Below are 20,850 nucleotides of genomic sequence, written 5' to 3' on the forward strand. Positions count from 1 at the left end.
CAATGGAATCAGACATATCAAAACTTCATAAGGGAACGGACGGCTTCTATTACGAGGACTACATCGCTCCCGATAAGCCCGAAACATTCGTTGGGAAGCTCGTAAGTACCGAATGGTGGCACAAAGGGGTACGATTCGCCCTGATATGCAACTTTCAGGCAGAAGACGGGCGGAGGATTGCCTTATTCGCCTTCCAGAAGCATACCGGTTTTTACGGGCCGAGAGACGGTGCGGTCAATTTCAAACATGTGGAGAAGAATACCCTCTGGGAGTGTGAAATCCGGAAAACCCGGACGGAACGCTGTACCTGGATGAGCGCCCGACAAATTGTAGAACTGAAAACAGACGCAATATGATAGAGACGGATCGCATTTACCTTATGGACTGCATGGAGGGCATGAAACAGATAGCGGATAGTAGCGTGGACGCCATAATCGCCGACCTGCCTTACGGGGTGTTAAATCGCAGCAATCCGTCGGTGAACTGGGACCGCCAGATACCGTTCGCAGCCTTGTGGGAGCAATACCGGCGGATTACCAAGCCGGACAGCCCCATTATCCTGTTCGGACAGGGGCTTTTCTCCGCATGGCTCATGCTGTCGCAACCCCGGCTATGGCGGTACAACCTCGTGTGGCAGAAAGATCGGGTGACGGGACATCTCAATGCCAAACGTATGCCGCTCCGGCAGCACGAGGATATTCTGGTATTCTATAAAAAACAGCCGGTCTATCATCCGCAGATGACACCGTGTCCTCCGGAACGGAGAAATCACGGGAGGCGTAAAACGGAGGGATTTACCAACCGTTGTTACGGAACGATGAAACTCTCACCGGTACGCATAGCCGATGACAAATATCCGACCTCGGTCATCTTCATGCCGAAGGAACACAAGAAAGGCGCGTTCTACCACCCGACACAAAAGCCCGTGGCGTTGATGGAGTACCTGATACGGACCTACACCGACGAAGGCGATGTTGTACTGGACAACTGTATCGGGTCAGGCACAACCGCCGTGGCCGCTATCCGCACGGGACGACACTACATCGGATTTGAAATCGAACAGGTGTACTGCGAGATTGCCGAACGGCGGATTCAGGAGGAACTGGAATGCAGGAACAAAGCACAAGAGGAAAAAGAGATAAGGGAAGAAAAACAAAATCAATAAATCAATGACATGGACAAAAAAGGAATCGTAACGGCATTTCTTCTGGCGGCAGGACTGCTGGGAACGCCGAATGTACAGGCACAACGAACCTACGAGGAGATGGAACAACTTACGGTAAATGAACAGGTAACGACGGTCATCACGGCCTCGGAACCGGTACGCTTCGTGGACATCTCCACCGATAAGGTTGTCGGTGACCAGCCGATAGATAACATCGTCCGCCTGAAACCGAAAGAGGGCGGACACGAGGACGGCGAGGTGCTGGCCATAGTGACCATCGTAACGGAACGCTACCGCACGCAGTATGCACTGCTCTACACCACACGGGTGCGGGAGGCGGTAACTGACAAGGAAATCCAGTTGCAGGAACGAAACGCCTACCACAACCCGGCGGTCTCGATGTCCACCGTGGAGATGACACGCTTCGCCCGGCGTATCTGGAACTCGCCCGCGAAGATCCGCAACGTCGCCACCAAGGCACACCGCATGACCATGCGGTTGAACAACATCTACACCGTGGGAGAGTATTTCTTCATCGACTTCTCAATAGAGAACCGGACGAACATACGTTTCGACATTGACGAGATACGGGTGAAGCTGGCGGACAAGAAACTGACCAAAGCGACTAATGCGCAAGTCATCGAACTGGTCCCGGAACTGGTGCTGGAGACGGGCAAGACGTTCCGGCACGGCTACCGGAATGTGGTCGTGGTCAGGAAAATGACGTTCCCGAACGACAAGGTACTGACCATCGAGATGACGGAGAAACAAATCAGCGGGCGTGCTATCAGCCTGAATATCGACTATGAGGACGTGCTGTCGGCCGATTCGTTCAGCACGGCATTGCTGGAGGAGGAATGACAATGAGAAAGACGATTATCCTGACGATTGCCTGCATGTGCCTCGCCGTCGGCGCGAATGCACAACGGGGCAGCGGCCGCCTTTCGCTCGGAGCGGGGCTGCTGTACAAGAACGGGCTGGACGTGACGCTGGCCTACGAACACGAGATGAACTACCGCCATGCGTGGGAGTTCTTTGCCAACGGCTACCTGCAATGGGCAGAGTGCGAATCCTGCAAGCATGTATGCCCGAAATCTTTCTGGCAGAATTACCGTACCTACGGCTTCGGCGTGGCTTACAAACCCTGCGTCACGAGGGGACGCAACCATTACGGAAGCCTCCGTATCGGGGCTTCGGGCGGAAGCGATACGAGGAAGTTCCTTGTCGGGCTGCATTTCGGCTACGAGCACAACTATGTGTTGCGGGCGGGCTGGACGCTATACTGGCAAGTCAAGGGAGACGTGATGATAAAGGGGGCCGATGTGCTGCGTACAGGAGTTGCCCTCGGTATTAAACTACCTATAAAATAAGGGAAAGATGAAACAGAACACTATCAGAAAAACGTGCCAGGTAGTGCCGGTTCTCCTCATAACCGGGGCATTGGCTGCCTGCGACGCACATATAGAAGAACCCGACAAGACGGTACGTCCCGGACATGTCCTCTGCGTGGACGGCAAGGCCGTGCCGTACAGCGAGTATGAAAATTCCGGGAAACAGGCGATTGCCGTCGTCTTCCATACCTATTCGGACGGGGAAACGGAAGGAAACGGCTATGCCGTCTATCTGTGGGACATGACGCCGAAGGCTTTTGCCGACAGCCTCGGTGTCGAGCAGGGTACGTCGGCGGACATTGCTGCATACGACGGGAATGAGAACACGTTCGCCCTGTACGATACGGAAGAAACGGCCTCGCCGATGGCTGAAGCCGTTTTTGCCTTGTGGAAATACGGACAGAGCGCCTATATCCCCTCGGTGGCACAGATGCGTCTGCTGTATTCGGCACAGACCGTCATCAATCCGATTATCGAGAAATGCGGCGGCGACCCGCTGCCGACCGAGGCCGACGAGTGCTGGTATTGGACATCGACGGAGGTGGAAGGACAGCAGACAGTCAAAGCATGGCTCTACTCGACAGCCAGCGGAACCATGCAGGAAACGCCCAAGACACAGGCGCATAAAGTGCGTCCCATTATAACCATCAACAACTGAATTTATGATTATGAACGGAATTAAAGATTTTCAAGCACCACAGTATGTGGATATAGTACATCCGGACAAAGGATTCTTCGGGTATCTGTTAAGATGCAAATGTCCTAAACAAGAGGACGTTTCCGGTAATTTCATATTCCTCGACGATGGAATAGACTGCTACAAGAGGTTTCCCTCCGTAAAGAATCGCAGGGAAGAAATCCGGGCAGAATGGAACGGCCGTATCAGCCGTTACCATGATATTTTCCAAGGTCAGCTCTGCTATGTCAATGAAGAATTGATTGAAGATTTCATTGATTTCATGACTTATGGCTCTGACAATGCCGTCCGGATTTTCCTTGAGAAGTTTACAGCGGAAGTACGGGCTTCTGCAATATATGACGGGCTTAAACCTCTATATGCAGTTTCCCATGTCTGCCAGCTTTCCGCTGATAACCGTATGCAATGGCCTCACATCCACGTCCTCTGGGGTATTAAAAAGAATTGACATAGCAATGGAAGAGAGCAAGGAATTACAGGGATTTTACCGGATATTCCGTGCGGTGGTGTATGTCTCCGTACTGATGGAGTTTTTCGAGTATGCCATCGACCCGGCCATGCTGGACCACTGGGGCGGCATACTCTGCGACATTCACGGACGTATCAAACGGTGGGCCATCTATAACGACGGCAACCTCGTGTACAGCAAGGTCGCCACGGTGCTGCTGATCTGCATTACCTGTATCGGCACCAGAGCCAAGAAACATTTGGAATTCAACGCCCGGCGGCAGGTCTTGTACCCGCTCGTGAGCGGCTTTGCCCTGTTAGTGCTGTCCGTATGGCTGTTCGGTCATCCGATGGAGACGCGGTTCTACACGCTGCCGCTGAACATTATTCTCTATATGGCGGTATCGCTCACGGGGGTTATCCTCGTGCATGTCGCACTGGATAACATCTCCAAGTTCCTCAAAGAGGGACTGATGAAGGATCGTTTCAATTTCGAGAATGAAAGTTTCGAGCAATGCGAGGAACTGATAGAGACTCCGTACAGCGTGAATATCCCCATGCGATATTACTACAAGGGCAAGTTCCGTAAAGGCTGGACCAATATAACCAACTGTTTTCGTGGAACATGGGTAGTCGGAACACCGGGGTCGGGCAAGACATTCAGTATCATCGAGCCGTTTATCCGACAGCACTCGGCCAAGGGGTTCGCGATGGTGGTCTATGACTACAAGTTCCCGACGCTGGCCACGAAACTGTACTACCACTACAAGAAAAACCAGAAGCTCGGAAAGTTGCCCCAAGGCTGCCAATTCAATATGATTAACTTCGTGGACGTGGAGTACAGCCGCCGGGTAAATCCAATTCAGGCAAAATACATCAACAACCTCGCTGCGGCGAGCGAAACGGCGGAAACGCTGCTGGAATCCCTGCAAAAAGGCAAGAAAGAGGGAGGCGGCGGCAGCGACCAGTTTTTCCAGACTTCGGCTGTGAACTTCCTCGCCGCCTGCATCTACTTTTTCGTGAACTATGAACGCGAGCCTTACGATGCCAAAGGAAACAAATTGTACGCTGAAAAACGGCAGGACCCGGAGACGAAATTCTGGAAACCGACGGGTGTGGTACGCGCCAAAGAGGGCGGGGAAATCGTTGAACCTGCCTACTGGTTAGGCAAGTATTCGGATATGCCGCATATCCTGTCGTTCCTGAACGAGAGTTACCAGACCATCTTCGAGGTACTGGAGACCGACAACGAGGTTGCCCCGCTGCTCGGTCCGTTCCAGACCGCTTTGAAAAATCGCGCGATGGAACAGTTGGAAGGTATGATCGGTACATTGCGCGTCTATACCTCTCGTCTGGCGACCAAAGAGAGTTACTGGATATTCCACCGTGACGGTGATGACTTCGACCTGAAAGTGAGCGACCCGAAGAATCCGAGCTACCTGCTGATAGCGAACGATCCGGAAATGGAAAGCATTATCGGAGCGTTGAACGCCCTTATCCTGAACCGCCTCGTTACCCGTGTGAATACGGGACAGGGCAAAAATGTCCCCGTGAGCATTATCGTGGACGAGCTGCCGACGCTGTACTTCCACAAGATAGACCGCCTGATCGGCACGGCACGAAGCAACAAGGTGAGCGTGACGCTCGGCTTCCAAGAACTGCCGCAGCTCGAAGCGGATTACGGGAAAGTGGGTATGCAGAAAATCATCACGACGGTGGGTAACGTGGTGAGCGGTTCGGCCCGTGCCAAGGAAACGCTGGAATGGTTGTCGAGCGACATCTTCGGCAAGGTGGTGCAAATCAAGAAGGGTGTCACGATAGACCGGGACAAGACTTCCATCAATCTGAACGAAAATATGGACAGCCTCGTACCCGCCTCGAAAATCTCGGATATGCCGACGGGCTGGATCTGCGGCCAGACGGCACGGGACTTCATCCAAACAAAAACCGGCATAGGCGGCTCGATGAACGTGCAGGAAGCGGAGGAGTTCAAGACCTCGAAGTTCTTCTGCAAGACGGATTTCGACATGAAGGAAATCAAGAAGGAGGAAGCGGCGTATGTACCGCTGCCGAAGTTCTACACGTTCAAGTCGAGAGAGGAACGGGAACGCATTCTTTACCGGAATTTTGTGAATGTGGGAATGGAGGTGAAAGAAATGATAAAGGACGTGCAGAACAAACGAGGGGCGAAATAAGAAACCTGTTTCCGATATGAGGGAAAGTAAAAAAAATGCCTGCAATGATTCCGCGATTATTGCAGGCGTTTTGGCGTTTCCGGTATCTTGGAAAATCCTGTGGAGTTGGTTTTGGTATTCAATACTACACAAAAAGTATATTATACCGAAACAAAATCAACTTTCAAGACCTTTGGAACGGAAAATAATGCTACCTTTGCAGTTGAAAAAGAAAACAAATCATATACTGTGGATATAGAACAAAAAAGCAAAATAAACCAACTGCTGCTTTCCGCCACTCCCAAAGGATTGTTATTCTCCGAATGGCTGAAAAGGAACGGTTATTCCGACCAGTTGATAAAAAGATACCGGGAATCCGGCTGGCTTGAGATGCTGTCAAAGGGAGTCATGTACCGAACGGGAGACAGCCTGTCGGCATACGCCGCATTGTCCTGCTACAACAGGCAATTGGGCAAGACGTTCCGTGTCGCAGCTCATTCTGCATTGGAACTGTTCGGCTTCAACCACTATGTGCCTATGGGGAAACCGTTGCTGATGGTGGCACACGGCAAACAGCGTGTTCCGGAATGGATACGCCACGATGTTTTCGACAGGGTGATAAAACCGTTTTCCACCGATACCTTTTCAGAACCGCAGACCGCAACGATTGTGAAATACGAAGTGGATCTGCTGGTTTCTACACCTGAACAGGCATTCTTGGAATGTCTGTTGCTTGCACCGCAACAATATTCCTATATGGACTTGTTCTATATGATGGAACAACTGACAACGCTGCGTCCCGAAATGCTACAGCAACTGCTCGAAACGACCAAGAACCTTAAAGTAAAGCGTATGTTCCTTTATATGGCAGAAAAAGCGGGACACTATTGGTTCGAGGCACTTGATACATCCAAAATAGGACTGGGAACCTCCAAATTGCAACTGTCAAAAAACGGGATTTATATCTCCAAATACAAAATAACCGTACCTAAAGAACTGAACGAATATGAATGACATCTATAAAAAACAGGTGGCATTGTTGATACGCATTATGCCGTCCGTGTACCGCATCAAAGATTTTGCTGTGCATGGAGGTACGGCTATCAACCTGTTTCATAAAAACATGCCTCGCTATTCAGTCGATATAGACCTCACCTATATTCCCGTAAAGGAAAGGGCCGAGAGTCTGGACGCAATCAACAACCATCTGCGAACTTTGAAAAGCTACATAGAAAAATCCATACCGGGCATAAAAGTGATCCACAAGCATGATGTCTGGAAATTACAATGTACTTTGGACGGTGCGACCGTCAAAATCGAAGTGAACGGGACAAAGCGGGGTATCATCGGAGAGACAGAGGACAGGAAACTGTGCGAACGGGCTGAAACGGAGTTCAATATGACCTGTAAAGCACGTACAGTTTCTTATTCGCAGCTTTACGGGGGCAAAATTGCAGCGGCATTAAGCCGCCAACACCCACGGGACCTGTTCGATTGCAAGTATATGGAAATGGCGTCGTTTCATGATGTCAAGAACGGCTTCATGCTTTGCCTGTTGGGGAGCGACAAGCCTGTCATCGAATCTTTGCAGCCGAACGCCATCGACCAGACGGAAGCACTGGAAAAGCAGTTTGAGGGAATGTCCGATACTCCATTCACTTATTCGGATTATGAAGAGGCAAGGCATAACCTCATTCAGCAGGTAAACGACAGCCTGACCGAAACAGACCGGGAATTTCTTCTGTCATTTGAAAACGGCGAACCCGATTGGGAAAAATGCTGTGCCGGAGATTTAAGCCGCTATCCGTCCGTAAAATGGAAATTACAGAACATTGCCAAGCTGAAAAAGAGCAATCCTCAAAAGCACAAGGCGGGATTGGAAAAGCTACAGACCTTCTTATTTCCGAAGAAGGGATAAGTTTTTATGGGCATCATGCCGGACAGATTGGTGTTAACGGAAAAACAATATTTGGAATCATGTACAATATGCGAGAAATAAAAGAGGAAGACTTTGAAGCGGTGGCAAAATTTGAAATTGAAATTTCTGAAATCTCATTCGGAGAAAAGGCTATTACTGACCTCGAGTTCCACTGCAAGAAATTAGCCAAAGCAAAAGACCGACGCGGAATGATCGTGATAGAAGACACGGAATCCGGTAAAATTGTGGGCTGGGTATGGATGGAGAAAAAGCAGAACAGCCTGACCGGAGAGGTTTATGCCAACTTCAAGTCCATTTATGCGGATGAGTGCATTCGAGGAATGCAAATTGTAGACGACCTGTTTGAAAAAAGCATAGAATATGCGAGAGAGTGCAAGGCGGCTTATATTGTCGGCAAGGTTCATGCCGGGAACGTACCGATGCGCTCTTTGTATAAAAAGCATTGCTTCGAGCCAACCCATGTAACGATGGAAAGGAAATTGTTATGATAACGTCCGGCATACAAAGTTTTGCTCTCTCGCATGGCGAACAATACAAACACGGAAGAACAAGCCTGCGTGACTTGTCAGGTAAACTGCCTTTCGTGGCAAACGGGTGTACCATGCTGTTATGCGTTGAAGGCCGGGCTGTCGTAACCACCAATACACGAAAACGGACATTCCGCAAAGGTGATTTGCTTGTGTTGTTTTCGGACACCTTATTTGCACCGCTGTGTGTTTCTCCTTCATTCACGGCAGAATATATATCCTTGTCATTGGAACTGACAGGGGAGATTTTCTACAAAATGACTTCCCCCGCATTTTGGGACGGACTGTATGAATATCCGGTCTGCCGACTTTCGGAAGCACAATACTCATTGGCAGACGGAGTGTTCAAGCAGATGATATGGGCGATGGAGAACGGTGATGAAGAAAGCCGGAAAAACATCCTGCAAAATTGCATTTACAATGTTTTTCTGGCTTTAGATATTGTGTTCAAGCCGATGTTTCCCGACTTGGGCAAGTGTTATCAAAAGGATCAGTCAAGGGTGCTGTTCGGCAAGTTCATGTCACTGCTGGCTAAGAATTTCCATGTAAAAAGAGATGTACGATATTATGCGGACAGGCTTTGCATCACGACCGATTACCTTTATAAGATAACCTGCAAAATAGAACAGCGGACTCCGAAGGAAATCATTGACCTGTTTGTCGTAACGGAACTCAAACGCTATTTGGACAACACAGAACAGTCCGTCAAAGACCTGGCCCGTCTGTTCCATTTCGAAGACGCGTCGTACCTTTGCCGCTTTTTCCGCCGCACGGCAGGCTGTTCCGTTTCCGAATACCGCAACAGGCTTAGCCGCTCATAGGCTCCCCGTATCAAATCGCTGTATTCCACTTTCGCACATCCGAGCCGCTCCTGCAAATAGTCGAAAGCAGTCCACGGACGGACATTGGTGCCGCATGTGAACAAATCGACAGCGGCATAACCACACTCCGGCCACGTGTGTATGGTCAAGTGGGATTCTTGGATGACCACCACACCGCTCACACCCACTGGGGCGTATTTGTGAAAGTTTTCCTGTACTATGGTCGCTCCGGCACTTACTGCCGCTTCGTGCATGAATGTGCGAATCTGTTCCACATCGTCCAGTTTTTCCGGGTCGCAGTTGTAGAAGTCTGCAAGGATGTGATGCCCTAAGGGAAGGTATTGCTTTTTATCCGTATTCCCGTTTTTGTGCAGTCTGTCGAAAACCGTAGCTCCGCATACATTGCAGCCTTGTTTTTTCAACTCCCTGATGGTCTGATATTCCGCCTCTTTCCCCACGGCATAGACTTTGCCGCATTGCCGGCAGCGGTAACGGTTTTGCCGGAGATTGCGGTCTGCGGTGTAGATGTCATCGCGCCCTCGTTTTTCGAGAGGAAACAAGGCGCGTGTACGTTCTGTCGTTTCCAGGACAAAGAGCTGTCCTTTGTTGCCCAAAAGAGATGCGCCCATGTATTCATTGAACCGGGTGAACATCTCTTTGATGGCCAGTCCGTGCAGTTGGAAACATTTTTGCAGAAAGTAAACCTCCGTTGCCGACTTGTTCCCGAACGAGAAAAAGATTCTCAATCCGGACTCTTCTTTCAGTACGCTAATGGCACGTGACAGGAACAAGGAAGCTCCCTCTTGCGTATAAGGCGGATCGGTGAACAGGCAGTCGAAACGCCCGCACAAATGCGGAGGCAGAGGCATCCTCAAATCCACCCGTTCACAACTTATCGGCAGGGCGAACCGTCCGGCCAGCCGCTCCAGACACTCGATATAACGACCGTCCATCTCAAGTACATGGATGTGTGTCGGGCAGATGCTTGGACCGGGATAAAGTTCTTTCAGCAGAAACCCGATGGCAAGGCTGACAAAATCATCATCGCCCATGCATACGATTTGTCTGCCTGTCAATGTGCCGTTTGCCAAGCAGAGCAAAGCCCTGCGGAATGCTGTCTGTACGGTACATTGGGCTTGGTCCAGTGCTACATCCGCTACGGGGCGTTCGTCGAATGCCGCACGGTATTTTTTACTCAGCGCGTCAGCGTATGCGTCCCTTGCCTGTTCGCTTTCCGCCAGTCGGCGATACAGGCAGAGGTCAATCCCCTTGAATCCAAGAGCTTGTTCCACATACTCCTTTCCGTTATGAGTAAGCCCTACGCCTCCGCTGCATTGTTCCAATATGCCCAGCCTGATACCTTCGTTCTTTATGGCGGTCACGATAGGTACCGGCAAGAGTAATTTTTGAGAGAGGGCTTTGTTGGAAAGTGGCGCAAAACAATACAGCTCCTGAAAATAAAGTTCAATAATCCGTCGGCTATCCTTAATTGATACTGTCTTAAATATTTTGTCGATATAATCCATTTATTACATATCGTTGATTTACAGGCTGCAAAAATAGAACAACATCATTAAGTAATAGAGAGCAAAATCCTGCTGATATGGGTACTTTTCAATACAAAGGCAGATAGGTTGGATATATGGCCAGACGGCTCAGGACTTCATCCAAACAAAAACCGGTATAGGCGGCTCAATGAACGTACAGGAAGCGGAGGAGTTTAAGACCTCGAAGTTCTTCTGCAAAACGGATTTCGACATGAAGGAAATCAAGAAGGGGGAAGCGGCGTATGTACCGTTACTGAAGTTCCACACGTTCAAGTCGAGGGAGGAACAGGAACGCATTCTTTATCGGAATTTCGTGAATGTGGGAATGGAGGTAAAAGAAATGATAAAGGACGTGCTGAACAAACGGGAAACTAAATAGAAAGCCAGATTCCGATATGAGGGAACTAAAAAACGCCTGCAATGATTCCGTGATTATTGCGGACGTTTCGGCGTTTCCTATCTATTGTGAAAATCTTATAGTTCAAAATCAGCTTCTTGCGGCCCTACATAAAAGAAGGGAAATCAGGTGTTTTTTATATAACGGGTACATTTACCAGTCCCCCTTTTTTTGTATAATACCTGCATCTTCCGTTTTGGAGATAAACTCCCGAACCTGTTTTTCGGACAGTATATCTGCGAATATTTCCTTGAGGACAGCCCGGTTGATACAACCATTTTTACGGAAACAACAATAAAATCCTTTCAGTCTTTTACCGCAGTTTCGACGGGAGTTTATGAAAATAAAGTCGTATCTTTGCACTCTCTATCAAACAGATAAATCCATGTGAACAAAGGGTTGAACGGACATATCGCCATGCTTTCGACACAAATTATTTGTGGTTTGAATGTACCTGTCGGTAAATCGCTCCTGGCAGAGTGGATGACACCGATTGGGCTTGCCTCCTCTCGTGTTTTATTCGCCACGCTGATATTTTGGACGATCGGGCTTGTTTTCAGGAGAGAAAAGGTCAATGCCAAAGACTTGATGGTGATTGCTTTGGGCGGTATTTCCGGTGTTGCTTGTACTTATCTTTCCTTTGCGTGGGGACTTAATTATACGACACCAGTTCACTTCGCACTTATTGTCGCCTTAAATCCAATCGTAGTTATGCTCTTTTCCGTATTGTTTTTAAAAGAAGCTATCAACCGGCGGAAGTTGACAGGTGTTCTGTTGGGAATTGCAGGAGCATGGGTCTTGATTTCACAAATGGATATTGCCGCATCCGTTGAAAATCATATACTTGGCATTGTTTTCGCCATCGTCAATACAGTTATGCTCGGATTTTATCTGATTATCATCCGAAGAGTGGCGATAAAATACTCTCCTGTCACACTTCAAAAATGGATGTTCCTATTTGCAGCATTGTCCATGCTGCCGTTCAGTATAAATGAATTGTACGTGCAACCGCTTTATCAGTCCGCGTTCTGTTGGCAACCATTACTCCAGCTTGTATTCGTATTGTTGCTGGCAACTGTTCTCAACAATCTGCTATATCCCGTCGCTCTCAAGGGGATACAGCCCACCACTGCCAGCATTTACATCAACCTACAGCCTATTATAGCTTCTGTCGTTGCCATTTTAATCGGGCAGGACATTTTTAGCTGGGATGAACCGGTTTCGGCCATACTTGTCATATCCGGTGTTTTACTGGTCAGTCATTCACAAAATAAAAAATAAAGCTAATTTGCGGTTCTGTATTCATTGGGCGTACACCCGGCCATTTTCTTGAACCAACGGCTGAAGTGTTGCGGATATGGAAATCCAAGTTCATAGGATATTTCACTTATGGACTTCGCCGTATTGAATACCCGCTCTTTAGCGACATCGAGCATTTTCTGCTGGATGTGTTTCAGGGCAGGCATTCCCGTTTCTTTTTTCATCAGGTCACTGAAATAATTCGGGGAAAGACAAAGTTTGTATGCACAATATTGCACAGTCGGCATCCCTCCATGCCTTGCAGGGGCATCAGAGGCGAAATACTCATCCAGAAGGTCCTCGAAACGCGCTAACAGGTCGTGATTGGCATTGTCGCGGGTGATGAACTGACGGTCGTAGAAGCGGATGCAATAATCAAGCAGCAGCTTGATGTTATCCACGATGAGCGAACGGCTGTGCTTGTCGATAGGATACTGCAGCTCAATGCGAATTTTTTCCATACATTCTATAACCGTCCGTCTTTCTTGTTTGGAAAGGTGCAGGGCTTCGTTGGCATTGTAAGAAAAATATGAATAATCTTTCATTATATGCGCCAATGGTGTACCTCGCAGAAATTCGGGATGAAATGCAACAACCCATCCTTCGGGCTGGTGCAGCTGCCCGTCATCTTCAGATCCCATTACCTGACCGGGGGCGAGGAAAAGCATCGTCCCCTGCTGATAATCGTATATACTTTTTCCATATTTAAGATTTCCACAGTTCGCATCTTTCAATAGAATAGCATAGATGTTATACAGTTTTTTCCCGAACCGGAGAGGCTTCCCTTTACTGCCTTCAATAACGCTGACCAACGGGTGCAGGGTCTCCACGCCAAAATAGTCGTTGTACTGCTGGACTGTATCAACCTTCATTATTTCACTCATAATTTCCTCTTTTTTAAGTCATTGCAAATATAGCTATTTTTCTGTGATAGCTTTTCATTCTGCTTTTAATTAAAAGCAAAGATACGGATTCCCGATGGTACGGCATATACCGAAATCATCGTTTTGGATACCAATTTTACTGGTATACCGGCATCGTTCTTACCGGCCCGTTGAAATTGGTAATTCTATCCGTGAAATTGATACACAGGCTCTTAATTCCCCTATCTAATTTTGCAATCAGAAAGATAATCAAACAGATAACGACATGAAAAAAGAACAGATTCAAGAGAACGGCATCAGTCGTCGCGGGTTCCTGAAACGAACCGCATTGGCAGGCGCGGCCATCTGCATCGCGCCGGCATTGGAGAAAGTAACGGCCGCGGAAAAAGCCATTACAGGTAAATCGTCAGTATCGGCAGCAACCATTCCAGCAGGAATGGCAGCAGTCCGCGCACAGCGTACCTTGAGCAGCGGCAAGGCAGCCTTTACCATTTCGGCGATGGGCTTCGGCTGCATGGGGCTGAACCATCACCGCAGCCAGTCTCCCGATGAAAAGACCTGCATCCGGTTGATTCACGAAGCGATAGAACGGGGTGTAACCTTATTCGATACGGCTGAAAGCTATGGCTACCACAAGAATGAAAAACTGGTAGGCGAAGCCCTGAAAGGCTATACCGACCGCGTGTTCGTCTCTTCCAAATTCGGGCACAAGTTCGTGAACGGCGTGCAGGTGAAGACCGAAGAGGACAGCACCCCGACAAACATCCGGCGCGTATGCGAGAACTCCCTGCGCAATCTCGGCGTGGAGACGCTCGGCATATTCTACCAGCATCGCGTCGACCCTGCGACGCCCATCGAGGTCGTAGCCGAAACATGCGGCGAGCTTATCCGGGAGGGAAAGATACTGCACTGGGGCATGTGCGAGGTCAATGCTGAAACCATCCGCCGGGCGCACAAGGTATGTCCGGTTACGGCCATACAGAGCGAGTATCACTTCATGCACCGCGCGGTGGAAGAAAACGGCGTGCTGGCGCTTTGCGAGGAACTGGGTATCGGTTTCGTGCCGTACAGCCCGCTGAACCGTGGTTTCCTCGGCGGCATGATAAACGAGTACACCCGGTTCGACACCGCCAACGACAACCGCCAGACGCTTCCGCGTTTCCAGCCCGAAGCCATCCGTGCCAACACGCGTATCGTGGAGGTACTGAACGCTTTCGGACGGACGAGAGGCATTACCACGGCGCAGGTGGCATTGGCATGGCTGCTGAACAGGAGGCCTTTTATCGTTCCTATTCCCGGCACGACCAAGCTCTCGCACCTCGAAGAGAACCTGCGGGCCTGCGACATAGTGTTCACGTCGGAAGAAGTGACCGAGCTGGAAAAGGCCGTGGCCGCAATTCCGGTCGTGGGAAGCCGCTATGACGCTTTGCAGGAATCGAAAATCCAGAAATAGGAAGGGCGTATGAGAAAGGTTGTCTTTTATATGATGGCCGCCGCCTTGCTGTCGGGTTGCAACGCACGCAACGGGAATATCATGCAAATCGAGGAACAGGGCAGTTTCGCCGTGGGCGGCACGGTGCTCACCGATTCACTGGGGCGCACCTATCACGGCGACCACGCCTACGTGTTCTATCAGAAACCCGTCGATGCCCGGAAATACCCGCTTGTCTTCGCCCACGGCGTGGGGCAGTTTTCCAAGACATGGGAAACTACGCCGGACGGCCGCGAGGGGTTCCAGAATATTTTCCTGCGCCGCGGTTTCCAGACTTATCTCGTCGACCAGCCCCGCCGGGGAAACGCGGGGCGGAGCACGACACCCGCAACCGTTACCCCCGTCTTCGACGAGGAGACGTGGTTCAACCGTTTCCGCGTGGGCATCTGGCCCGATTATTTCGAGGGCGTGCAGTTCAGCCGCGACAAGGAGGCTCTGAACCAGTATTTCCGTCAGATGACGCCAACTCTCGGCCCTCCCGATCTGGATGTCTACGCCAAGGCGTATGCCGCACTGTTCGACAGGATAGGTCCGGCTGTCTTCGTCACCCATTCGCAGGGCGGAGGTGTCGGATGGCTTACACTGCCGCAGACAAGGAACATCCGTGCCATCGTCGCCTACGAGCCGGGAACAAACGTGCCTTTTCCCGAAGGGCAGATGCCGGAGGAAGGGAAAGTACTAACCCTGTCGAAGAAGACCGAAGGCGTGGAAGTGCCGATGGAAGAATTTCTGCAGTTCACGAAAATCCCTATCATCATCTACTATGGCGACAATCTGCCGGAAACCGACGAACGGCCGGAACTGTACGAATGGACACGACGCCTGCATCTGATGCGCAAATGGGCTGCCTTGCTCAACGAACACGGCGGCGATGTCACGGTCATTCATCTGCCGGAGATAGGTTTGAAGGGCAACACCCATTTTCCCTTCTCCGATTTGAACAACGTGGAGGTGGCCGATCACCTGTCGAGATGGTTACATGAGAAAGGACTGGATTGAGAAGGCGGAGTCATGGACGAAGGAACTTTCTGAAAATGGCGGGAATAGCCGGCGGAACGATGACTGAAAACGACTATTGAGTTAATCGAACAACCTTTAACAATTTTCATATGATACCATTATTTATCGGAGGCATCGGTATGCAGGAAGTGCTGCTGATTGCATTAGTCGTCCTGCTGTTCTTCGGAGGACGCAAAATTCCCGAACTGATGAAAGGCATCGGCAAAGGTGTCCGTTCATTCAAGGAAGGTATGAACGGCATGGAGAAAGAAATCAGTCCCGAAAATACCGACAAGAAAGAGGAGTGACATGGCAAAGGAAGACAAAACGGACGGCTTGAGCTTTTGGGAGCACTTGGACGTGCTGCGGACGGCGATTGTTAAAATCGTCGCCGTGGCCGTCGTGTTCGGTATCGCCGCCTTTTGTTTTAAGGAAAAACTTTTTGCCGTTATCCTTGCCCCGAAAAACGACGGCTTCATCACGTACCGTCTTTTCAACCGGATTGCAGCATGGGCCGGCGGCGAGACCGGGAGTTTTGCCGTGCAGCTCATCAACACGGGACTGGCCGGGCAGTTCGTCATCCACATGAAGACGGCATTATGCGCGGGTGTCCTGTGCGCGTCGCCCTATATCCTTTACCAGTTGTTCCGGTTCGTGTCGCCTGCCCTGTATGCCTGCGAGCGGAAATATGCCGTGCGGATAGTCGGAGGCGGCTATGCAATGTTCCTGATGGGTGTGGCGGTCAGCTACTTTCTTATTTTCCCGCTGACATTCCGTTTCCTTGGAACCTATCAGGTCAGCGGTGAAGTGGAGAACATGATCGTCTTGCAATCCTACATTTCGACCCTCGTGCTGATGTGCCTGACAATGGGTATCGTGTTCGAGATTCCGATTTTATCATGGCTGTTTGCCAAATTGGGGTTTCTCACCGCCGATTTCATGCGACGTTACCGGAAGCACGCTATAGTGATTATCCTTATCGTTGCGGCTGTCATCACGCCGACTTCGGACGTGTTCACGTTGTCATTGGTCACATTGCCGATGTGGGTTTTATATGAAGCGAGCATTCTGGTCGTAAATAGAGCTGCAAGTAAAAAGGCAGTAGACAGATAAAGAAACGACATCTTGAAGTGAAAAACAATCTGCCGGCCAAAAGATAAAACAAACCTTTTTACAATAAGAGGTAAGGTACTGTAACACGTAGGTAATCCGTTTTATAAACGGCAGGTTTTTATTCGTTTCTGCATTATACATAGAAAAGCCGTACCCTGCTCGTTTTCCGAAAGGCACGGCTTTCATCCCCTAAAAAGAGGAATCAGACAGTGACAACAGTTACATATAAATTCTGTCGCTCCTGTTCGCAGAATTTATCGTACTCGGCTTTGTCCGTGCCGCTCTCGATAGCCCGGTCGATAACGTCTCCCAACTCGTCGAAACAAACCTCTTCGTTCACACATTCCACCTCCATTCCTTTCACAAGATAGACCTCGTAATAATCCGATCCGTTGAGTGCGACGATGACGTACCCTGCGTGCAGCCGTCCGTTCACCTTAATGCGGAGTGCCGGCAAATCCCTGTATAGGGTGGCGGCAAACTCTTTGATACCCCACGACATGAGGACGGTCATGGGGGTTAACGCTACTAACTGTTCCTTAATGGTCTGTGCGACCTGCATTACATATTCTTTTTCCATAATTCTAAGTTTATAAATTATTATTCCATGATTTACTCGAACCAATCGGGGTTATCCTTTTTGAGTTCGGCTATCAACTCGTTTTCGGGAAGCTGAAGCGTTCTCTCGTCGGTAAAGAAGAAAATCTCGTCATAAATCCTTTCGGCTTCTTTACTGGCAAAACCTTCGTTCTCGTCATTGAAACTGCCGGGCTGCAAGGCATCGAGCAGGATTGTCGAACCGATAAGCAATTCTTCGCCATCGACAGATTCCACGATGCGGGAGTAATAAGACCTGCCGTTGAATTGAATCTTAGTTGTTTTCATATCGTCGTTTTTATATTAATGGTACATTTTTTCCGTGTTCATTGAGGTATTCCATGATATGCTTCGCTTCCTCGTGCGATGCCCGGTTCCGGTCATCGTAACGGCGTGTTTCGTCCGCCATGACCTTGATACACGCCTTAATCAGGCGGTACAGGCTTTGCTGAAGCGTCGGGTGCATGTCCGGGATTGCCGCCGCGAACCGTTCGGGGTTGAAACTGAAACTGTTTACCGCCATTTCCCAGTCTTTGGCGAGGCGGTATTCTTTGCTTTCTTTAATGTCCATATTCTTGAATTTTAATAGTTCTCGTTGCATATTCTGTCAAGTTCCTCAATTATGGGTGTCACCTTTTTGCCTGTAAGACTTTCTATGTCATACAGCAAGTGCTCCAAGCGTTCATACGCCTTTTCTCCCGCTTTTGTAAATTCTCCGGTACTGTCGAATGCGCTACCTTCGCAGCCCAGTTCTTGCAATAATTCTTCTAATGTCTTCATTTGTTAAATTTTAATAATTGTTTTTCTTTCCCTCTGTTCGGCTTCCTTGTTGCCGGAGCCGCTTCGGGTTTTATGGTGCTTTCCGGGGCTGGCGAAAAAGCCCTTTCCGACGTTTTTTCTTGCCAATTACGCTTCGCAGAAGGAAGAATTTGCAAGAAATGCACTTCAAAACGACGGAATCAGGCGCGACAGCCCATATTTGCACCGATAAAAACCGGTGCGGTGACGGACGGGAAAGCCAGACGGGAGAGAATACGGAGACCTGAAAGCGGTAGAAAAGGACGGCTGGAAGCTAAAAAAGAGAATTTATATATCTATATATGGATAATTGTTGTTATATTTGCATATAAATAGTGATATATTGACATTATGGAAACAACGAACTATACCACAAACAGCGATATGCTGACGCTTTTGGCGAAGCGGGTCAAGGAGTACCGTCTGGCCGCCCGCATGAGCCAGAAGGAGCTGGCCGAACAGTCGGGTGTAAGCCAGACGACTATCAGCCATTTCGAGCAGGGGGTCAGCCGTAACCTGACCTTGGCCAATTTCATCTCCCTGCTGCGTGCGCTCGGTCAGGCAGAGCGGCTCGCGGAGATTCTGCCGGAACTTCCCATGCCGCCGATGGCGCTTCGGGAAATCGAGAAACTGATACCTAAACGAGTTAGGAGGGGCAAGAAATGATAGAAAGTCTCGATGTAATCCTATGGGATAAAAAGGTCGGCACGCTTGTCGCCAATCGGGAAGGACACCGCAGCAAAGCCTGTTTCTACTTCGACAGCGATTATGTCCGCGACGGCTACGACATCGCCCCGCTCCGTGCGCCGGTAAAAGGGGTTGCCGCACAGCGCGGCCTGCCGGTCTATCCCGATGAAGAGCGGCTTTTCGGCGGCCTGCCCTCGTTCATAGCCGATTCGCTGCCCGACCATTGGGGAAACACCGTGTTCAACGAATGGGCCAAAGTGCATCATATCCGTATGAGGGACTTGTCCGCCCTCGACCGTCTCGCCTATATCGGACGGCGCGGCATGGGGGCATTGGAGTTCGTCCCGCCCACTGCCGAGGAACTGGAGACACCGTTCAAGGTGGAGATCGCTGACCTCTACCAACTGGCCCGGCAGGCTTTCGAGGAAGCCGGACGGTTCAACGTCCCGGTATCGGGCAACCTGATGGTCGAAAGCCTGTTCAAGGTAGGAACGTCCGCAGGAGGACGACGGCCCAAAGCGGTGGTCAACGTCAATTTCGGGGAAGGACAATGTTACTCCGGACAGGTGGCGACCCCTTATCCGGGCTACACGCCGATGATCGTCAAGTTCGACGAACACCAGAAGATGCCGACGACACGGATAGAATACAGTTATTACCTGATGGCCGTAGACGCCGGGCTTCAGATGATGCCGAGCCGCCTGTTGGAAGGTGAGCAGACAGCGCACTTCCTGACCGAGCGTTTCGACCGCCGGAACGGCAAGAAGGTGCATATCCAGACATTGGCTGCCATGAACCCCCCGGCAGATTCTTACGAAGCACTATTCGAGGCGGCCTGCCGTATCGGCGTGCCGCCGGGGGAACTCCGGCAACTGTTTCGCTTGATGGTGCTGAACGTGCTGGGCGGGAACGTCGATGACCATAACAAGAATTTCAGCTTCCTGATGGGCGATGACGGGCGTTGGCACGTTGCTCCGGCCTACGACTACACGTTCTCGGTCGATCCGGACGCACCGTATTACGTCAACCGCCACAGCATGACTATCAACAACCGGACAGAGGGTATTACTGCGGCAGACCTGCTGGAAGTAGCCCGCCGGTACGGTATAAAGGCCGCAGAGCCGTTCATAGAAAAGACCATAGGCATCGTTTCGCGTTACCCGGAATACGGCCGGGAGGCCGGTGTCGGAGAGGAATGGATAGGAACGATAGAAAAGGAAATCGCTGCACGAGTGGAGTGCGTGCGAGCCGATTAAAATAGAGCATGGGATTTCATGCAGGGGAAATGAACCCACCCGTTTTTGTGGCGGGTGGGTTTGTCGTTGTCATTCCGCCCCTTTCTTGCTTAGGAGGGTCAACTGGTCGGGACGGTCGGGAAACCAATAGGCGTCGCTGTCAAGATACACGCATCTGTCACCATTCCAAGGCTTCCTGAAAGCTAATACCTCTTGAGGGCCGAATACTACTCCATAATCGTTTGTAAATGCTACCATGTCGCCTACGGCCAAATCGTCCTCCGTTTCCATGACTTCGGAAAGGCGATTATAAAACTCCATGCCTTCGGCTTCACGTTCCGCTTTCCAGCGCAAAAAATCCTCTTTATGACTTCTGCCCGTGTTTATCGGCGATAATTCCGAAGGCAAAACCTCCGCTTCCGAAGTACCGGACGAAATCAGAATAATGCTGTCGTCTTCCATGTTTTCCGGTGCAGAAATCACTCGGTAAGCCCCATCGGACAAACCGTTGTCCGGGTCATGCCAATAAAGCAGATTCCCTGTCTTGATAAAATCGTATTTTCCCATTGTCTTGTGAATTATTGATTATTTATTTCCCTTTTTTCGATCCCTTTCCTTTGGAACCGCTTCGGGGTTTTACT

Annotated in this window: 25 protein-coding genes and 2 pseudogenes; 20 read left to right on the forward strand and 7 right to left on the reverse strand. The window is 50.0% G+C overall.

Going from position 1 to position 20,850, the window contains the following annotated elements:
- The first annotated feature begins 2 nt into the window (after nucleotides 1-2).
- From BACCOP_RS11610 to BACCOP_RS20795, 11 genes are all read left to right on the forward strand, one after another.
- Nucleotides 3-356: a hypothetical protein gene (locus tag BACCOP_RS11610; RefSeq protein WP_007569266.1), complete on the forward strand. Its 354-nt coding sequence runs from the start codon at nucleotides 3-5 to the stop codon at nucleotides 354-356.
- Nucleotides 353-1,165 carry a DNA-methyltransferase gene (locus BACCOP_RS11615; RefSeq protein ID WP_007569267.1) on the forward strand — a complete coding sequence of 271 codons (813 nt, stop codon included), beginning with the start codon at nucleotides 353-355 and terminating at the stop codon, nucleotides 1,163-1,165. The genes BACCOP_RS11610 and BACCOP_RS11615 overlap by 4 nt, the downstream gene beginning before the upstream one ends.
- Before the next feature lie 9 nt (nucleotides 1,166-1,174).
- Entirely contained in the window at nucleotides 1,175-2,026 is an 852-nt protein-coding gene (gene traN / locus BACCOP_RS11620) for a conjugative transposon protein TraN (protein ID WP_007569269.1), read from the forward strand.
- Complete coding sequence (locus BACCOP_RS11625) at nucleotides 2,023-2,535, forward strand: hypothetical protein (protein WP_007569273.1); 513 nt, start codon at nucleotides 2,023-2,025, stop codon at nucleotides 2,533-2,535. Before traN ends, BACCOP_RS11625 begins: the two co-directional genes overlap by 4 nt.
- A gap of 7 nt (nucleotides 2,536-2,542) precedes the next feature.
- Complete coding sequence (locus BACCOP_RS11630) at nucleotides 2,543-3,214, forward strand: Lcl C-terminal domain-containing protein (RefSeq protein ID WP_007569275.1); 672 nt, start codon at nucleotides 2,543-2,545, stop codon at nucleotides 3,212-3,214.
- A 4-nt stretch (nucleotides 3,215-3,218) separates the two neighbouring features.
- The gene (locus BACCOP_RS11635; RefSeq protein ID WP_007569279.1) at nucleotides 3,219-3,701 is read left to right on the forward strand and encodes a hypothetical protein; all 483 of its coding nucleotides are present in this window, start codon (nucleotides 3,219-3,221) and stop codon (nucleotides 3,699-3,701) included.
- 7 nt (nucleotides 3,702-3,708) lie between these two features.
- Complete coding sequence (locus BACCOP_RS11640) at nucleotides 3,709-5,895, forward strand: type IV secretory system conjugative DNA transfer family protein (protein ID WP_007569281.1); 2,187 nt, start codon at nucleotides 3,709-3,711, stop codon at nucleotides 5,893-5,895.
- A 228-nt stretch (nucleotides 5,896-6,123) separates the two neighbouring features.
- A complete protein-coding gene (locus tag BACCOP_RS11645) occupies nucleotides 6,124-6,888 on the forward strand; it encodes a type IV toxin-antitoxin system AbiEi family antitoxin (RefSeq protein ID WP_032571833.1) in 765 nt (254 codons plus the stop codon).
- Complete coding sequence (locus BACCOP_RS11650) at nucleotides 6,881-7,792, forward strand: nucleotidyl transferase AbiEii/AbiGii toxin family protein (protein ID WP_007569286.1); 912 nt, start codon at nucleotides 6,881-6,883, stop codon at nucleotides 7,790-7,792. Before BACCOP_RS11645 ends, BACCOP_RS11650 begins: the two co-directional genes overlap by 8 nt.
- The gene (locus BACCOP_RS11655; RefSeq protein ID WP_225719309.1) at nucleotides 7,690-8,301 is read left to right on the forward strand and encodes a GNAT family N-acetyltransferase; all 612 of its coding nucleotides are present in this window, start codon (nucleotides 7,690-7,692) and stop codon (nucleotides 8,299-8,301) included. The genes BACCOP_RS11650 and BACCOP_RS11655 overlap by 103 nt, the downstream gene beginning before the upstream one ends.
- The gene (locus BACCOP_RS20795) at nucleotides 8,298-9,161 is read left to right on the forward strand and encodes a helix-turn-helix domain-containing protein (protein ID WP_007569291.1); all 864 of its coding nucleotides are present in this window, start codon (nucleotides 8,298-8,300) and stop codon (nucleotides 9,159-9,161) included. The genes BACCOP_RS11655 and BACCOP_RS20795 overlap by 4 nt, the downstream gene beginning before the upstream one ends.
- A gap of 14 nt (nucleotides 9,162-9,175) precedes the next feature.
- Here the strand turns inward: BACCOP_RS20795 and speD are convergent.
- Nucleotides 9,176-10,687 (reverse strand): annotated as a pseudogene (speD, locus tag BACCOP_RS21140) (adenosylmethionine decarboxylase); the annotation flags it as partial.
- Nucleotides 10,688-10,793: 106 nt separating this feature from the next.
- On the opposite strand from speD, the pseudogene BACCOP_RS11665 reads away from it, so the two are divergent.
- Both BACCOP_RS11665 and BACCOP_RS11670 read left to right on the forward strand, forming a co-directional pair.
- Nucleotides 10,794-11,087, forward strand: a pseudogene (locus tag BACCOP_RS11665) (type IV secretory system conjugative DNA transfer family protein); the annotation flags it as partial.
- Nucleotides 11,088-11,492: 405 nt separating this feature from the next.
- On the forward strand, nucleotides 11,493-12,386 hold the full coding sequence (locus BACCOP_RS11670) for a DMT family transporter (RefSeq protein WP_007569300.1): 894 nt from the start codon (nucleotides 11,493-11,495) through the stop codon (nucleotides 12,384-12,386).
- Between the two features lie 2 nt (nucleotides 12,387-12,388).
- On the opposite strand, the gene BACCOP_RS11675 is transcribed toward BACCOP_RS11670, so the two are convergent.
- Complete coding sequence (locus tag BACCOP_RS11675; protein ID WP_007569301.1) at nucleotides 12,389-13,288, reverse strand: helix-turn-helix domain-containing protein; 900 nt, start codon at nucleotides 13,286-13,288, stop codon at nucleotides 12,389-12,391.
- A 265-nt stretch (nucleotides 13,289-13,553) separates the two neighbouring features.
- Here BACCOP_RS11675 and BACCOP_RS11680 point away from each other — a divergent pair, with 265 nt between their 5' ends.
- From BACCOP_RS11680 to tatC, 5 genes are read left to right on the forward strand one after another with little or no spacing between them, the layout of a single operon-like run.
- Entirely contained in the window at nucleotides 13,554-14,741 is a 1,188-nt protein-coding gene (locus BACCOP_RS11680; RefSeq protein WP_007569302.1) for an aldo/keto reductase, read from the forward strand.
- 9 nt (nucleotides 14,742-14,750) lie between these two features.
- Nucleotides 14,751-15,779, forward strand: a complete 1,029-nt coding sequence (locus BACCOP_RS11685) for an alpha/beta hydrolase (protein ID WP_007569304.1) — start codon at nucleotides 14,751-14,753, stop codon at nucleotides 15,777-15,779.
- Nucleotides 15,776-15,859 (forward strand): twin-arginine translocation signal domain-containing protein, encoded by an 84-nt coding sequence (locus tag BACCOP_RS21555; protein ID WP_080783879.1) that lies wholly within the window; start codon nucleotides 15,776-15,778, stop codon nucleotides 15,857-15,859. Before BACCOP_RS11685 ends, BACCOP_RS21555 begins: the two co-directional genes overlap by 4 nt.
- Before the next feature lie 30 nt (nucleotides 15,860-15,889).
- Nucleotides 15,890-16,087, forward strand: coding sequence for a twin-arginine translocase TatA/TatE family subunit (gene tatA / locus BACCOP_RS11690; RefSeq protein WP_007569305.1), 198 nt, complete (start codon nucleotides 15,890-15,892; stop codon nucleotides 16,085-16,087).
- Nucleotide 16,088: 1 nt separating this feature from the next.
- Entirely contained in the window at nucleotides 16,089-16,892 is an 804-nt protein-coding gene (gene tatC / locus BACCOP_RS11695; protein WP_007569307.1) for a twin-arginine translocase subunit TatC, read from the forward strand.
- 202 nt (nucleotides 16,893-17,094) lie between these two features.
- On the opposite strand, the gene BACCOP_RS11700 is transcribed toward tatC, so the two are convergent.
- Genes BACCOP_RS11700 through BACCOP_RS11715 form a run of 4 tightly spaced genes read right to left on the reverse strand, consistent with a single transcriptional unit; the run spans nucleotide 17,095 to nucleotide 18,269 of the window.
- Nucleotides 17,095-17,472 (reverse strand): hypothetical protein, encoded by a 378-nt coding sequence (locus BACCOP_RS11700; RefSeq protein ID WP_007569310.1) that lies wholly within the window; start codon nucleotides 17,470-17,472, stop codon nucleotides 17,095-17,097.
- 32 nt (nucleotides 17,473-17,504) lie between these two features.
- Nucleotides 17,505-17,777 carry a hypothetical protein gene (locus tag BACCOP_RS11705; protein ID WP_007569311.1) on the reverse strand — a complete coding sequence of 91 codons (273 nt, stop codon included), beginning with the start codon at nucleotides 17,775-17,777 and terminating at the stop codon, nucleotides 17,505-17,507.
- Nucleotides 17,778-17,787: 10 nt separating this feature from the next.
- Complete coding sequence (locus BACCOP_RS11710) at nucleotides 17,788-18,060, reverse strand: hypothetical protein (protein WP_171059051.1); 273 nt, start codon at nucleotides 18,058-18,060, stop codon at nucleotides 17,788-17,790.
- Nucleotides 18,061-18,071: 11 nt separating this feature from the next.
- On the reverse strand, nucleotides 18,072-18,269 hold the full coding sequence (locus tag BACCOP_RS11715; protein ID WP_007569317.1) for a hypothetical protein: 198 nt from the start codon (nucleotides 18,267-18,269) through the stop codon (nucleotides 18,072-18,074).
- A 369-nt stretch (nucleotides 18,270-18,638) separates the two neighbouring features.
- On the opposite strand from BACCOP_RS11715, the gene BACCOP_RS11725 reads away from it, so the two are divergent.
- Together BACCOP_RS11725 and BACCOP_RS11730 are read left to right on the forward strand one after the other, a co-directional pair.
- The gene (locus tag BACCOP_RS11725; RefSeq protein ID WP_007569322.1) at nucleotides 18,639-18,953 is read left to right on the forward strand and encodes a helix-turn-helix domain-containing protein; all 315 of its coding nucleotides are present in this window, start codon (nucleotides 18,639-18,641) and stop codon (nucleotides 18,951-18,953) included.
- Entirely contained in the window at nucleotides 18,950-20,230 is a 1,281-nt protein-coding gene (locus BACCOP_RS11730; protein WP_007569324.1) for a type II toxin-antitoxin system HipA family toxin, read from the forward strand. The genes BACCOP_RS11725 and BACCOP_RS11730 overlap by 4 nt, the downstream gene beginning before the upstream one ends.
- Nucleotides 20,231-20,299: 69 nt before the next feature.
- On the opposite strand, the gene BACCOP_RS11735 is transcribed toward BACCOP_RS11730, so the two are convergent.
- A complete protein-coding gene (locus BACCOP_RS11735; protein ID WP_007569325.1) occupies nucleotides 20,300-20,776 on the reverse strand; it encodes a hypothetical protein in 477 nt (158 codons plus the stop codon).
- Nucleotides 20,777-20,850 lie beyond the last annotated feature (74 nt).

The organism is Phocaeicola coprocola DSM 17136 (genome assembly GCF_000154845.1).
Classification (GTDB): domain Bacteria; phylum Bacteroidota; class Bacteroidia; order Bacteroidales; family Bacteroidaceae; genus Phocaeicola; species Phocaeicola coprocola.